Origin of the sequence: Pseudomonas sp. CVAP#3 (assembly GCF_018986375.1) — a bacterium.
Taxonomy (GTDB): Bacteria; Pseudomonadota; Gammaproteobacteria; order Pseudomonadales; family Pseudomonadaceae; genus Aquipseudomonas; species Aquipseudomonas helvetica.
Genome location: NZ_JAHMSC010000011.1, coordinates 90,442 through 104,686 on the forward strand (window position 1 = coordinate 90,442; position 14,245 = coordinate 104,686).

At 57.9% G+C, this 14,245-nt stretch carries 17 protein-coding genes; 9 read left to right on the plus strand and 8 right to left on the minus strand.

The annotated features are described in order from the left end of the window. The first annotated feature begins 81 nt into the window (after positions 1–81). Entirely contained in the window at positions 82–444 is a 363-nt protein-coding gene (locus KRR23_RS19100; RefSeq protein ID WP_216743777.1) for a response regulator, read from the plus strand. Between the two features lie 2 nt (positions 445–446). Here KRR23_RS19100 and KRR23_RS19105 read toward each other — a convergent pair whose 3' ends face one another. Next, on the minus strand, positions 447–1,325 hold the full coding sequence (locus tag KRR23_RS19105) for a GntR family transcriptional regulator (protein WP_054597198.1): 879 nt from the start codon (positions 1,323–1,325) through the stop codon (positions 447–449). A 17-nt stretch (positions 1,326–1,342) separates the two neighbouring features. Then, positions 1,343–1,507, minus strand: coding sequence for a hypothetical protein (locus KRR23_RS19110; protein WP_216743778.1), 165 nt, complete (start codon positions 1,505–1,507; stop codon positions 1,343–1,345). Between KRR23_RS19110 and KRR23_RS19115 the strand changes: the two genes are divergently transcribed. Beyond that, positions 1,506–2,801, plus strand: coding sequence for a glycosyltransferase (locus tag KRR23_RS19115; RefSeq protein ID WP_216743779.1), 1,296 nt, complete (start codon positions 1,506–1,508; stop codon positions 2,799–2,801). The genes KRR23_RS19110 and KRR23_RS19115 overlap by 2 nt on opposite strands. Positions 2,802–2,863: 62 nt before the next feature. On the opposite strand, the gene KRR23_RS19120 is transcribed toward KRR23_RS19115, so the two are convergent. Next, positions 2,864–3,700, minus strand: a complete 837-nt coding sequence (locus tag KRR23_RS19120) for a phospholipase (protein ID WP_216743780.1) — start codon at positions 3,698–3,700, stop codon at positions 2,864–2,866. Between the two features lie 305 nt (positions 3,701–4,005). On the opposite strand from KRR23_RS19120, the gene KRR23_RS19125 reads away from it, so the two are divergent. Together KRR23_RS19125 and KRR23_RS19130 are read left to right on the plus strand one after the other, a co-directional pair. Next, entirely contained in the window at positions 4,006–4,869 is an 864-nt protein-coding gene (locus KRR23_RS19125; RefSeq protein ID WP_216743781.1) for a phospholipase, read from the plus strand. Positions 4,870–4,958: 89 nt separating this feature from the next. Continuing rightward, positions 4,959–5,864: an AraC family transcriptional regulator gene (locus KRR23_RS19130; RefSeq protein WP_054597194.1), complete on the plus strand. Its 906-nt coding sequence runs from the start codon at positions 4,959–4,961 to the stop codon at positions 5,862–5,864. 10 nt (positions 5,865–5,874) lie between these two features. Here the strand turns inward: KRR23_RS19130 and zapE are convergent, their stop codons facing one another. From zapE to KRR23_RS19145, 3 genes are all read right to left on the minus strand, one after another. Continuing rightward, complete coding sequence (gene zapE / locus KRR23_RS19135; protein ID WP_216743846.1) at positions 5,875–6,993, minus strand: cell division protein ZapE; 1,119 nt, start codon at positions 6,991–6,993, stop codon at positions 5,875–5,877. 124 nt (positions 6,994–7,117) lie between these two features. Then, complete coding sequence (locus KRR23_RS19140) at positions 7,118–7,459, minus strand: nuclear transport factor 2 family protein (protein WP_216743782.1); 342 nt, start codon at positions 7,457–7,459, stop codon at positions 7,118–7,120. A gap of 51 nt (positions 7,460–7,510) precedes the next feature. Further along, a complete protein-coding gene (locus tag KRR23_RS19145) occupies positions 7,511–8,227 on the minus strand; it encodes a YafY family protein (RefSeq protein WP_216743783.1) in 717 nt (238 codons plus the stop codon). A gap of 449 nt (positions 8,228–8,676) precedes the next feature. Here KRR23_RS19145 and KRR23_RS19150 point away from each other — a divergent pair, with 449 nt between their 5' ends. The 4 genes from KRR23_RS19150 to KRR23_RS19165 all read left to right on the plus strand — a co-directional run bounded on the left by KRR23_RS19150 (position 8,677) and on the right by KRR23_RS19165 (position 11,976). Beyond that, on the plus strand, positions 8,677–9,051 hold the full coding sequence (locus KRR23_RS19150) for a DUF6124 family protein (RefSeq protein ID WP_216743784.1): 375 nt from the start codon (positions 8,677–8,679) through the stop codon (positions 9,049–9,051). 321 nt (positions 9,052–9,372) lie between these two features. Then, the gene (locus KRR23_RS19155; RefSeq protein WP_216743785.1) at positions 9,373–10,845 is read left to right on the plus strand and encodes a nucleobase:cation symporter-2 family protein; all 1,473 of its coding nucleotides are present in this window, start codon (positions 9,373–9,375) and stop codon (positions 10,843–10,845) included. Positions 10,846–10,903: 58 nt separating this feature from the next. Continuing rightward, positions 10,904–11,377 (plus strand): LEA type 2 family protein, encoded by a 474-nt coding sequence (locus KRR23_RS19160; RefSeq protein WP_054597189.1) that lies wholly within the window; start codon positions 10,904–10,906, stop codon positions 11,375–11,377. A 53-nt stretch (positions 11,378–11,430) separates the two neighbouring features. Next, positions 11,431–11,976 (plus strand): GNAT family N-acetyltransferase, encoded by a 546-nt coding sequence (locus KRR23_RS19165; RefSeq protein WP_216743786.1) that lies wholly within the window; start codon positions 11,431–11,433, stop codon positions 11,974–11,976. Here KRR23_RS19165 and KRR23_RS19170 read toward each other — a convergent pair. Continuing rightward, complete coding sequence (locus KRR23_RS19170; RefSeq protein ID WP_216743787.1) at positions 11,969–12,889, minus strand: carbon-nitrogen hydrolase family protein; 921 nt, start codon at positions 12,887–12,889, stop codon at positions 11,969–11,971. The genes KRR23_RS19165 and KRR23_RS19170 overlap by 8 nt on opposite strands. 84 nt (positions 12,890–12,973) lie before the next feature. Between KRR23_RS19170 and KRR23_RS19175 the strand changes: the two genes are divergently transcribed. Next, a complete protein-coding gene (locus KRR23_RS19175; protein ID WP_216743788.1) occupies positions 12,974–13,897 on the plus strand; it encodes a LysR family transcriptional regulator in 924 nt (307 codons plus the stop codon). A 16-nt stretch (positions 13,898–13,913) separates the two neighbouring features. On the opposite strand, the gene KRR23_RS19180 is transcribed toward KRR23_RS19175, so the two are convergent. Then, on the minus strand, positions 13,914–14,165 hold the full coding sequence (locus KRR23_RS19180; protein WP_019690567.1) for a hypothetical protein: 252 nt from the start codon (positions 14,163–14,165) through the stop codon (positions 13,914–13,916). Between the last annotated feature and the right edge of the window lie 80 nt (positions 14,166–14,245).

Here is a 14,245-nt window from a genome sequence, read left to right on the forward strand (position 1 = left end):
GTCAGAACGGTTACCCTGTCGATTCAAGCCGATCACTTCAATCGACCGCTGACCGAATGCCTTCTTCCGAGAGCCACCACCATGTCAGACATAGCGCTCACCATCCTTGTAGTCGAAGACGACACCATCGTGCGCATGCTGATCGTCGACGTACTGGAAGAACTCAAGTTCAAGGTGCTGGAGGCCGACAGTGGCAAAGCAGCGCTTGCCCTGCTCAACGATAGCGCGCAAATCATCGATCTGCTGATGACCGATGTGGGATTGCCGGAGATGGATGGCCGGGAGCTGGCCGCTCAGGCGCGTGTACTGCACCCGGCGTTGCCGATACTGTTTGCCAGTGGCTATGCGGAAAGTATTGAAGTGCCGAAGGGCATGTCGGTGATTGGCAAGCCGTTCTCTATCGAGCAGTTGCGCGACAAGGTCCTGAGCATGCTTGCAGCTTGAGCTCAGCTTTTCTTGCGCACTTCATTCAAGGTACTGGCCACTTTCAAGTGCCTGTACAGCAAGGTCGACGCCCATTCCCGATCGCCCTGCTCCAGCGCATCGATAATTTCCAGGTGTTCACGGCATGAGGTACGGACCCGTTCCAGGTTCGACACCGTATGGAATTCGGTCAGCCGGCGCAGGCGGTTTTGCTGCTGCACGGTTTGCAGAATGAAGCTATTACCGGACGCAGCAGCCAATAACTCGTGAAACTCGGCATTGGCTTCGAAAAAGCTCAGGCTGTCGGGAGTGCCTTCGAGCAATGCCTGCTGCTTCTCACGGCAACGCTGCAAGCGTTCACGCGGTAGATTGAAGGTCGGTTCGAGCAAGCCCGCAGGCTCCAGGAGCATACGAAAGCGATAACTTTCGAAGCGCTTTTCGGCCGAGCCCAAGGTGGGTAAAAACATCCAGCCGTGCCCGTGTTTGCGCTGCATCACACCTTCGTCGGACAACCGCAACAAGCAACGGCGCAATACCGCTTTGCTGGCACCGTAACGACGCAACAGATCGCTCTCCATCACCTGATCGGGAATCGCCTGAGCCAGTCGATCGTCGATCAGCCGCTGATACAGCTCCTCATCCTCACCGATCGGCAGACTGACCTTGGCCAACTCATCGCTGAGCGGTGTATCCAGCACGCAATAACCCTGATGGGGCAAGCGTCCGATCACCTGCTCTTGCGCCAGATAGACCAGCGCCCCGCGAATCGGCGAGCGAGACACGCCAAAGCGCTCGGCCAGCTCGACCTCTTTGAGGTGACTGCCGGGGGTTAACTCGCCAGACCGGATTGCCATGAGAATCTGCGAAGCGACTTTGGTCTGGAGTGCGGTGGGTTGGGTCATCGAAAAACGTCCATGAATCAGCTGTCAGACGCTAACTCATGAATCGGCAAACTTCCAGTCAATACAAGCGCATAAGGCATCGTTGGGCGATTGCCGGGCACAATAAACATCATTAGCTGTGGTTTAATTGCGCCCCGCGTTTCTCCCCAGTCTTTTGCCTGCATCAAGGAAATCCCGTTCATGAGTCAGCCCCGCGCAACCAAAGTCCTGGTCATTGGTTACGTCTGGCCCGAGCCGCGCTCATCCGCAGCCAGCGGACACGTGATGCAAATCCTTGAAACGTTTTTACAACAAGGCTGGGACATCACGTTCAGCAGCCCGGCCGGTGCGGGCGAACACAAGGCCGATCTGACGGAGCTGGGTATTCGTGAAGTCCCCATCGAGCTGAACAACAGCAGCTTCGATACCTTCGTCAGCGATCTGGCTCCGGATATCGTGCTGTTCGATCAGTTCATGATGGAAGAACAGTTCGGCTGGCGTGTCGAAAAACATTGCCCTGATGCCTTGCGCGTACTTGAGACCTCTGACCTGCAGAGCTTGCGACATGCCCGCCACCAGCGGCTCAAGGAGCGCCTGAAGGCCAGTGACGACGCCAATGACTTCAGCGAGTTGTTCGCCCCAGCGTTGCGTGAAGAGTTCGAGCTCATGGCCGATACCGATCTGGCCAAGCGTGAAATTGCCGCGCTGTTCCGTTGCGACCTGAACCTTATGGTCTCGGAGGTCGAGATTGAGTTGCTGATCGAGCAGTTCAAACTGCCGCGCCAGGTGCTGCACTGGTGCCCGCTGATGATCGACCCGATCACTCGGCCGTTCACACCCTTCGAGGACCGTGCGCACTTCCTGAGCATCGGCAATTTCCGCCACGCGCCGAACTGGGACGCCGTGCTCTGGATGAAAACCACCCTCTGGCCACTGATCCGGCAACAACTGCCCGGTGCGCAACTGCACATTTATGGCGCTTATACGCCGCCAAAGGCGACCGCGCTGCACAACCCGAGCCAGGGATTTCACGTGATGAACTGGGCCGAAGACGCCTTGCAGGTCATGTCCGCGGCACGCATCTGCCTGGCTCCGCTGCGCTTCGGCGCTGGCATCAAGGGCAAGATTGTCGACGCCATGCTGTGCGGCACACCGAATGTCACCACGCCGGTCGGTGCCGAAGGTATGTCCGGGGACATGCCTTGGCCGGGCGCGATCGCCGAAAGCGCCCAGAGCCTTGCCGATGCAGCTGTGCGCCTATATCAAGACAAGACGCAGTGGACCCTTGCTCAAAACGCCGGCATAAAACTATTGGCCGGTCGTTACCAACAGCGCGTCCATGGCCCGGCACTGATTGATCGGCTGATGGGTTGCCGCGAAAACCTGTTGAAACAGCGCAACGATAACTTCATCGGCAGTATGTTGCGGCACCATCAGCACAAGAGCACTCAATATATGTCGCAGTGGATTGAAGAAAAAAACCGCACTAACGGATAAGTGTTCGTTAACTTGCGGGGCGTTCATACTGACTTTTCGGTCGAGCCCGACACAACAAAGCGTCACTTTTGTTTCGCTTTCGCCTTCATAAGATTGGCTTCCATGCAATGAGCAACCAGCGCCGACTCTTCAAAGAAATCAACATTGATCACGCTGCAATTCAACACCCTTTCATTGCGAGCCGGGTCAAACCACTCATTCAAATGAGTGGTTATATTCACAGGCCCTTGTGCCAAACCGTAACTCGTGGCGGACATTGACCATGGCATCCCAACACCATCTGGATACTCTATGGTTTTGGTAATAAACACCTTCACATCAGCGACACTGGCAAGGTCTATCCCCGTCCATTCGCCTCTGAGTCCCCAATTGAAGTAACTGCGATCAACGTCTCCATAAGACGCCAGCATGATACGTTGAAACGGACTGATTCTTTTTAGTTCCCCCAACGTCAAATAACGATTTTCGGGGGGAATCACCCGGCCTCCCAAGTGTTGCGTCAGCAGTCGAGAAAATTCTTTTTCGTCGAAGCGACTGCTATTGGAGCTCAGCTGCTGAAAATTCAGGACAATGAACTCACCGGGATTTTGCTCAAGGAATCTGTCCACGGCCATGATCAGATCTTCCAGGGCCCGAGAAGATCGATATCCATTGTGCTGAAACCAGAAGCCGCCCTTGCCGTCATACTCAAGCCTGAGATCAAGTGCACGGGCACCGTTGACCAGTTGATAGTAAAAACTATTATTCTGGCAAGCTGCCCAGTGGCTGACGCCCGGAACGGCATAAGCAGCCTTTTTGTCGACGCCCGAATTGTGAGCGCCTGGCAATACCAACTCTCCCAATGTCAAGCCGTCGAGGACAGGCATGTCGGTCATCCATTTATAAAAATTGTTAGCCATATTTCATCCAATACGTATGTGTTTTTTGCGCGTAGCATGACAATGTGCTCTTCGCAACTTTCGCTATCTTTATATCCGCATACACGCCAACTAACCACTCACCCAACAACATCAAGATTGACAATATATTACTGTCCCGCCAGCGTATTCCTACGTAACAAAAGGATCGTAGTAGCTGTCACCCGGCACACACTGCACTTATCTTGTTATATGCAGCCTGTGCCCGCAAAGGCTCAGCGCTCAACACCCAAAAAACATACCACGCGTCTATGGATTGACACGTGCAACAGAAAGCAGGAGCACACATGCCACGAAACACTGCAGGACATTTAAACAAGCAGGCCTGGATGAACGAAGTCCTGGATATCGACACCCTGAAGTTAACCGACATTATCTGGCCAGGCGCCCACAATTGCGGCATGGATAAAAAGGCCCCTAACTACGACGTCGTTATCGGCCATTGGACAACCTGTCAAAACGATACATTTTCCTGGCAACTGGCCCAGGGTGTCAGAGCGTTCGATATACGCCTGGGGTATAAGCCGGGACACGATCAGGATATTTTTTATTTTCACCACAATGGCCTGGAGTCTCATCGCGTACTGGATGAACTTATCGACGCCGTTCTGGCGTTTCTTCAACGCAATCCCAACGAGTTCATCGTGCTTGACTTTCACCTTCTGGCGGGTGGCAAGCACTCCTTCGACTATAAAAAGTTCAACGCCTTGCTCTTGAGACGGCTGGGACACACAACCATTCCATTTTCACAATCGCACCTCTCCATCGGGCAACTGAAGCGAGCCAGCCCTCATCGCAGGCTAGTGCTGGCCGCCCACGGGCCGGATGATCTTGATGAAACCACGTTCTGGCCAAGAGTTGTTCACAAGTGGAGCGACAAGGCATTCACTGATATCGACGATTTGCGCAACCACATTGCCAACACCTTGAGTACTGAGCATTCCGGCAATTTTCTATGGTCCCTGTCAGCCACCAGCTATTCGTTTCTTGGAGGTCCCGTGGACATCAAGAACGCTATCAACGACTGGTTTCATCAATCACGAGACTGGGTGAGTCGCTGCTGCATTATCAACACCGACTTTGTCGAAGAGTCTGAAATTGTTCGTTATTGCTGGATAGCCAACAGTATGAAGGCCGTCAGCATGCGCTGATCGTGCTAGCGCCAGGCGCGCATCTCAAGACTGGTGTCCCTTTCTTGAAGAAGGCATTATCGGCTGCAGTTACCCACAAGCGTGCAGCCATGACCCGAGCGGCAAGAGTCACCGACCCCGCATACGAATTGATGGACGACCACAATGGGTTGTCCATCATTTATCGCCAGCACGGATTCCCCTGCCCGCTGGTGCGTTGGCATTTCCATAAGGAATATGAACTGCACCTGATTGTCGCAAGCTCGGGCAAGGTATTCATCGGCGATTACATCGGCAACTTTTACCCCGAAACGCTGTTTCTGACCGGCCCTAACCTGCCCCACAACTGGATCAGCCAGGTCGCCGAAGACGAAGTGGTACCCAAGCGCGACATGCTGGTGAACTTCACCGATGAGCTGTTCGAAAGCGGCCATCAGGTGTTCACCGAGCTCAAGAGCCTGACGCCCCTGCTGGAGCGTGCGCAGTACGGCATCGAGTTTCGCTGTAAACACACAATCCGCCAGGCCATGGACCTGATGCAGCGGATTGCCGACGCCAAAGGCGTTACCCGCCTCGGGTACTTTTTCATTCTGCTGGAGTTGCTGGCGGCCACCGACGATTACCAGTTGCTGTCCGGCGCCACCACGCCGCAATTGGCCGACGAACACAACATCGACCGCACCAACCGGGCGGTGGATTACATCTTTGCCCACTACGCTCGCGAACTGCCACTGGAAGAAGTCGCCGAACACCTGGGCATGAAACCGACCTACTTCTCGCGAGTCTTCAAGCAGGCGACCGGGCGCTGTTTCATCGAGTTCGTCAATCGCTTGCGCATCAGCAAATCCTGCGAGTTGCTGGCCGATGGCGATAAACCGGTGACCGAGGTGTGCTTCGAGTCGGGCTTCAACAATATTTCCAACTTCAACCGGCGCTTTCAGCAACTCAAAGGCATGACCCCTTCCCATTACCGTCGGCTGGCGGTGCAGCGTTTGACTGAACAAAATCTTGGTTAGCCTAATAGTTTCAGGCTTCGGCAAAGCGCCGTAATTGCATTTCCTTCAACCGGCTGTGGGTCCGGCGAAACGGGAACTCCAGGTAGCCCTCGGTATACAGCTCATCCATCGGCACCTGCGCGTCGAGGTACAGCGGCACTTTGCGGTCGTAGCACTCGTCAACCAGCGCGATGAAGCGCCGCACGCTGTCATCGTGTATAGACAATTGCGGCAGTTCACGGTCGCCGGCCTCGACGCGCTCGGCGCCATCCTCAGTGCCTCGGGCAATGCGGCCGGGACGCTGATGGGCGCTGAGACTGGGGACTTCGCTCAACAGAACAGCGTTGAAGCGGTCACACAGTGCCATGAAGTCCATCGCCGCATATGGTTGCTCGCACAGGTCCGCGTAACGGCACCAGAGTACGGTTTCACTGGCCTTGACGACAGTCACCGAGCGATAGCCGATGATCACCGGATCGCTGGATACCGGCTGCCCTTCGGTCAGTTGTTTGAACACCTCACTCATCGGATCGGGCTGACCGGGTGCGCTGACCCAATAACGCTGCAGCGCTGCACCAGGATGCAATCGGTGATCTTCGCCACCCTCCACCGCCACCACGTGCATGTGGCCTTTGATCGCGGCAATCCCCGGCAAAAACCGGTCACGGTTGAAACCGTCCGCGTAGAGCTGATCCGGTGGTTGATTGGAGGTGCAGACCATCACCACGCCTTCGTCGAACATCACCTGAAACAATCGCCCGAGGATGATCGCGTCACCGATGTCATTGACAAACAATTCGTCGAAACACAGCACCCGCACATCCCGCGCCAACTCACGGGCCAGCGCTCGCAGCGGGTCGGCCGTGCCGGTCAGTTGAAACGAGCGTTGATGCACCCAGCCCATGAAATGGTGAAAGTGCTGACGCCGCGCCGGCACCCGCAGGCTTTGGTAAAACTGATCCATCAACCAGGTCTTGCCACGCCCGACCGGCCCCCAGAGGTAAACCCCGGTGACCGGCGTTCGGCCTTGATGCAAGGCTTCGTGACACTGCTGCAACGCCAGAACGGCATGTTCTTGCGCGACATCGGGGACGAAGCCTTTTTGCTTGATTGCGTAGTGGTAAGCGCTGAGGGGCGAATCGAAAGTCATATCGGCCATGGGTCAGTGCACAAAACGCCAAGTATGGCACGCTCCGTGTAGGAACACGGCTTGCCGGCGATGGCGATCTCACGGACGCCATCGCTGGCAAGCCAGGCTCCCACAGGGAATGTGGTTAGAGCGAGATGTCGAGTCGGGTGATTTTGCCTTGCTCGTTCAGACGGAACACGTAGCGCAATTCCAGCGGGCTGCCGGGGAACGTGCCGGAAATCAGGTTACTGACCAGTACCTTGCCGGTGCGTTGCTGGACATCCAGCACCTCGACCCGAGGCTGGTAACGGCGTGCGGTGTCTTCCATCCATTGGGCGATGGCCTGGGTGCCGACCTGATGGGCGCCCTCATCGAAAACATTGGCATCCTCGGCGAAAAAACTGGCGACCGCCGAATTGTCACGGGCATTGGCGGCAGCGATATAGGCGGCAATGGCAGGTGCGAGTGAAACGGCTGGGTTCGACATGGTACGGCTCCTTGTTGATTGATTCTGGAGCCATGCTAAAACAACGCTGTGTCAATTCTTGTCAGGAGTGAAACGCCCCGTTTCATCCAGTTGCATTGCCTTGCGCCACGCGCGCAACAGGTCACTGCGACGACCTGGATAGCGTTCACCCAGCTCTTGGGCGGCGGCAATCCGGTCGGTACGAAACGTTCGATAATCCCCGCGCAACTCGCACCAGGCAACGATCACCCGCGCCTCATTCAGAAACCCCAGCGCCAACGGCCAGATCAACCGCTGGCTAGGAGTTTTGTTCACGTCCGCGTAATCGATATGCAACTTGGCCTGCGCACGAATCGCCTGGCGAAATACGTTCAATTCCACCGCGTTTTGCGGATAGCCATAGCCCGGCGGCCCCGGCAAGACCGTCGGGTTGCGCAAGGCCTCCTGAGCGTCGGGCGCCAGCACAGCGGCAATCTTCGCCAACGCATCGGCGGCGGCTTTGCTCAACACCTCATCGCCACGCTGATCGACATAACGCAAACCCAGCACCACCGCTTCTGTCTCGTCGGCATTGAGCATCAGCGGTGGCAGAAACAGACCGCTGCGCAGCACATAACCGATGCCTGCTTCACCAAAGATCGGCGCGCCGAGGGCCGTCAGTTCCGCGATATCGCGGTACAGCGTGCGCTCCGAGATCTCCAGTTCACTGGCCAGTGTCGCCGCCGTCACCGGACGACTTTTAGCGCGCAGCACTTGCAACAAGGTCAACAAACGACTGGTACGCGACACGATCCGCCTGCTCAATGGAATGAAGGTCGGCGGAGCTTAGCAGAGGCCACTGTCAGAAACTGTCAGCAGCAAATACACCTTGTGAGAGCATGGCGCGATCAAAGTGTTTATTCGTATCGCGAAACGTCTGCCACAGGCTACAACGCCTTGCGTCACGGCCTACACCTGCGCCAGAATCCGCCGGCTTGTGCGCTTTGGTCCTCGCCTCTATCGTTTCCGTGTCGCTGACTATCAGTGATCGGGTTTGGTAGCCCGGGTAAGGCGCACAGCTCCGACATTTCCATTCAGTTGACGCTTTTTTGTCGTCTGCTGTTTGTTATGGCGGCTGTGCGCAGGGCGCCTTCGGGTGCGCCGGTTTCCTTACCCGGTCTACCAACCTGCGTTCAGTCGCCACCCTAATGTTTGGTAGCAATAGGTTGCGACTCCACTTTTAAGTAAGGAGATTCGCCATGTTCAAAGCCACTCCCAATCCCCCCGAAACCGATCCGGTTTCCCCCTACGCTTCCCTCGATTCAAAAGAACTCCACGCCGCCGCGCACCGTGCGCTCGATCATTACCTGGTGCTGCCGGAAACCAAGACATTGCTAGCCGACCGCCGTCCCGGCTGCATTTTCGTCATTGCCCCGGATGTCGACTCTGAAACCCTGCTGGCCCACGCCTGCGAAACCCTCGCCTCGGCCAATGTCATGGCCAGCGATCTGGCATTTGAACTCGAGGGTCCCAAACGCAATACCGCACTGGCGATCCAGCAGATGATTTCCCTGGCCGAACTCGCCGTGAATCGCGCCCTCGATCACCTCGACCCACCGGATTCGCCGCAGTAGCCAATCCGGCTTCAGTCATTGTGGCGAGGGAGCTTGCTCCCGCGGGTCGGTCCGCGCTCGGGCGAAGCGACCCTAAAATCAGTCACCGCGAGTATCCAGAGGGATCGCGATTACCGGATTACGACCGCTTCGCGGCCGAGCGGGAGCAAGCTCCCTCGCCACAGGTCAGTGTCCGCCCTTGGACCGTGTCCACAGACAACACAAAACCCGCCACCTTTTCACAAGGCTGGCGGGTTTGTCGTTTCCGCGCGTTGCCCTCGATGCCCGCGGCTGGCATCCTGCGCCTCCCTTTTCTGACCTGGCCTTTTTGGCGCCCTCCCCGTGACCTCATCTGACCACTCGAAAACTGCGCTTCGTTCCGACCTGATCTACGGTCTCTACGACCGCCCGCACTTCACCGCGACGGTCTTCGCCGCATTGCAACACGTGCTGGCGAGCTTCGTCGGGATCATCACGCCGACCCTGATCATGGGCAGCGCCCTGGGCCTGCAAAGCGAAATCCCCTACCTGATCAGCATGGCGCTGTTCGTCTCGGGCCTGGGCACTTTCGTTCAGGCGCGGCGCTTCGGGCCGATCGGCTCCGGCCTGCTGTGCCTGCAAGGCACCAGTTTCTCGTTCATCAGCGTAATTCTCAGTGCCGGATTCATGGTCAAGGCGCGTGGTGGTGGCACCGATGAAATCCTCTCGACGATTTTCGGCGTGTGCTTCTTTGCCGCGTTCATCGAAGTGGTGCTGAGCCAGTTCATCGGCAAGCTGCGGATGTTGATCACCCCAGTGGTGACCGGCACCATCATCACCCTGATGGGCTTGTCGTTGATCAAGGTCGCCATGACCGATATCGCCGGTGGTTTTGGCGCGACGGATCTGGGCGCCGCGAGCCACCTGGCGCTGGCCGCACTGGTGCTGGGCACCATCGTGGTGTTGAACCGGATCGACGTGCCATTCCTGCGTCTGGGCGCCATTGTTATCGGTTTGACCCTCGGCTACGTCGTCGCGTGGCTGATGGGCGATGTCGATTTCGCCAACATGACCGCCGTGCCGTTGATGAGCGTTCCGGTGCCGTTCAAATACGGCTTCAACTTCGACTGGGTGGCGTTCGTTCCGGTGGCGGTGATTTTTCTGGTATCGCCGCTCGAAGCAGCCGGCGACCTGACCGCCAACTCGATGATTTCCCAGCAACCGGTCAAGGGCCCGATCTACATTCGGCGGATCAAGTCCGGCTTGCTTGCCGACGGCCTCAACTCGGCAATGGCGGCGGTCTTCAACAGCATGCCAATGGTGACCTTCGCGCAGAACAACGGGGTGATCCAGCTGACCGGCGTGGCCAGCCGTTACGTCGCGTTCTTTATTGCCGGACTGCTGGTGTTGCTCGGGCTGTTCCCGATGATTGGCGCCGTGTTGCAACTGATGCCCAAACCGGTGCTGGGCGGCGCGGAGCTGGTGATGTTCGGCACCGTGGCGGTGGCCGGGATCAAGATCCTCGCCGAGGCCGGACTGCATCGGCGCAACATGCTGATCGTCGCCATTTCGCTGGGTATGGGGCTGGGTGTTGCGGCTGTACCGGAAGTGCTGCGCGAATTGCCCAAGGCGTTGCACAACATCTTCGAGTCGCCGATCACCGTCGGCGCATTGTGCGCTATCGTGCTGAATATCTTTCTGCCCGAAGAATTCATCGAGCTGGAAGAAGACGATTTCGATCCGGAAGCTTCAATCCTCACGGTCATGGAGAACCCGGATGTCTCGCCCCACGGCGAACCACTCAAGCCTTCCGTGGTCGCACAGGTGAACCGCTAACGCCGCTCTAGGGTCGAGCCGTCGGCGGTTCGACCCTTATCTTTACGAGAGCTCGTTCATGCGCAGATTCCTCGCCTTAAGCCTTTCCCTGCTGTTGCTCAGCCTGAGCGCCTGCGCCCTGTTCCCCAATCGTGATCCGCTGAACATCAACGTGGTCGGCATTGAACCGCTGCAAAACCAGGACCTGGAAGTGCGCTTTGCAGTGAAACTGCGTCTGCAAAACCCCAACGAAACGCCGATTAATTACAACGGCGTGGCCCTGAGCCTGGAGGTCAACGGCCAACCCCTCGCCACCGGCGTGAGCGATCAAACGGGATCGATCCCGCGTTACTCGGAAGCGATCATCAGCGTACCCGTGAGTATTTCGGCGTTCTCCGTGCTGCGCCAGACCCTTGGCCTGAGCCAGACACAATCCCTCAACAACCTGCCTTATGTATTACGCGGCAAACTGTCTGGCGGCGTGTCAGGCACCATCCGTTTTGTCGACAAAGGCACACTCAACCTGCCGGGCTCGACAGCCGGCATCTGGTAAATCAGCCGCAGAGCACAGTGCTGATTGCTGACAAACAGGGAAGTGGATTCACCATGGAAAGATCCCCCACGCTGTACACCGAACGCTTGATCCTGCGGCCACTGGAACTGGCCGATGCCGAAGCGATTCAACAGCACTTTCCGCACTGGGAAGTGGTGCGCTATCTGAATGCCCTGGTCCCGTGGCCTTATCCAGCGGATGGCGCGCTGACTTACCTGCGCGACATCGCCCTGCCGGCGATTGCCCGTGGCGAAGAATGGCATTGGTCGATTCGCTTGAAATCAGCGCCCGAGCAGTTGATCGGCAACGTCAGCCTGATGAACGAGCCGGACAACAACCGTGGCTTCTGGCTCAGTCCGCAATGGCAAGGCCTAGGGCTGATGGCCGAAGCCAGCGCCTCAGTCACTCGATACTGGTTCGAGACCCTCGACCGTTCACTGATGCGGGTGCCCAAGGCCGCGCCCAACCTGGCTTCGCGGCGGCTGTCGGAGCGCACCGGGATGCGCTTGATTCACAGCGACGAAGGCGATTTTGTCGGTGGGCGTTTTCCCAGGGAGCTCTGGGAAATCACCCGCGAAGAGTGGCGGCGTCTCAGATAAACCGCACACCGGGTTTGGCCCGTTCATCCACGGTCAGCTCGAACACGTCCGGGCGCGCATAGTGCCCGACCACGTCGTAGTCGTAGCGCGCACGCACCAGTTCATCGGTGTCGATCTCGGCCGTGAGCAGCCCCGCACCGCCCAACAACGGCCCGGCCAGCACGTCGCCCATCGGGCCGATGATCAGACTGCCGCCGGCAATCAATGGGCGCTCGGCCGGCCAGTTGGCAATTTCCAACCCCAAGGTTTGTGGCGATGGCTGGACCTGGCAGGCGCTGACCACGAAACAGCGGCCTTCATGAGCGATGTGGCGCATGCTGACTTGCCACATTTCGCGCTCGTCGACCGTTGGCGCGCACCAGACTTCCACACCTTTGGCGTACATCGCCGTGCGCAGCAGCGGCATCATGTTTTCCCAGCACACGGCGGCGCCAATGCGCCCGACCTGGCTGTCGATCACCGGCAGCGTCGAGCCGTCGCCCTTGCCCCAGATCAATCGTTCGGTGCCGGTGGGCATCAGTTTACGGTGCTTGGCGACCAACCCGGCTTGCGGTTCAAAGAACAACGCGGTGCAGTACAAGGTGCTGCCTGAACGCTCGATCACCCCCAGCACCAGATTCGCACCGGTACGCGCGGACAATCCCGCCAAGGCTTCGGTTTCGGCGCCCGGCACATCGATGGCATTGGCGAAATAGCGCGCAAACGCCTCACGACCTTCCGGCAGTCGGTAACCCAACTGCGTGCCGAAGTCTTCGCCCTTGGGGTATCCGCCGAGCAGCGCCTCGGGCATGACCACCAGCTCGGCGCCGGACTCGATGATCGCCTGTTCATAAGAAAGAATCTGTTCCAGGGTCTCGCCCTTGCCACCTGGCAACGAACCGATTTGCAGCGCAGCAACAATGGATTTTGGCATCGCGGTAACTCCTGAGCAGTGAGGTATTGCTCATTCTCCGGCCACCGTCGATCATGAATAAAGCCCCGTTCACTGCTGAAAGATATGAGCCAAATGAATATCGCCGACATCGACCTCAACTTGCTCAAAGTCTTCGAAGCGCTGCACGACGAGTCCAGCGCCAGCCGCGCCGCGTTGCGTTTAGGGGTTACGCAGTCCGCCGTGAGTGCAGCATTGCGCCGACTGCGCGACGTCTACGCCGATCAACTGTTCGTACGTACTGGTCGCGGCCTGGCGCCGACATTGCGCGCCAATCAATTGAAACCGGTCATCAGCGATGCGCTGAACAAATGCCGACAAAGCCTGGCAATGGTCGATCCGGCCGCCAGCCAGTACGAAGGTCGTTCAGTGATTGTGGGTTTATCGGATGATTTCGAGATTGCCTACGGTCGGCGATTGATCGAGGAAATCGCCCAGCGCGCGCCAAAGCTGCGGCTGATCTTTCGCCAGACCCACAGCCAGATCGTGGCTCAGGCCTTGATGGAGCGCAGCGTTGACCTGGCGATCACCGCCGGCGGTTTTGCCGAACGCTTGCTCAGCCGTCAGGTGCTGGGTGAAGGCGGCTATCAGTGCCTGGTCGACCCCGACAGCCTGGCCGACGGACAACAGGCAATAGGCCTCGACGAGTTTGTCGCTCGCGAGCACATTCTGGTGTCGTCCGGAGGGTTTATCGGCATTACCGATGAGGGGTTGGCGGGGCTGGGGCTGAGTCGGAGGGTGTGCGCATCAACCACGCATTTTGCCGCGTTGCCGTTCTTGCTCAAGGGTAGTCGGGCTGTGGCAACCATCCCGGCCCACGCGGCGCAGAGCATCGCCGCACTCAGCGGGCTGACAGTGCTGCCCTGCCCGCTGGTACTGCCGCGCTATCCAATTGAACTGGGCTGGCGGACCAACAGCCAGCTGGATCCGCTGTTGCTGAAGGTCCGCGAAGCAATCGTCGCCAGCTTCCTACAAACACCGCCCGTGTAGGAGCTGTCGCAGGTTCCTACTTGGCAGCCATCAAGCGATTGACTTCGCTGCGGACCATGTTCGCGTATTCCGGCGGTGACATGGCGTCCAGTTCGGAGCGCACCCACTCCGCCCATTTGCCTTTGCGCTTGGAGCGCTCGCCAAACAAGCGTGCCGCTTCACCTTTGGATTTACCCAGGTTGCTCTGCCAGAGGTCGAACAGACGGGACTTTTCATCTTCAAGCGCAGCGCGCTCGGCAAGGGGCTTGTCGGCCAGATTGAAGCTCATGGGAGTTACCTGCTGCATAAAATAGGCAACATCTTACACTGTAGGTGGAAATCTCCGGGGGCGGATTTTCCATTGACGTT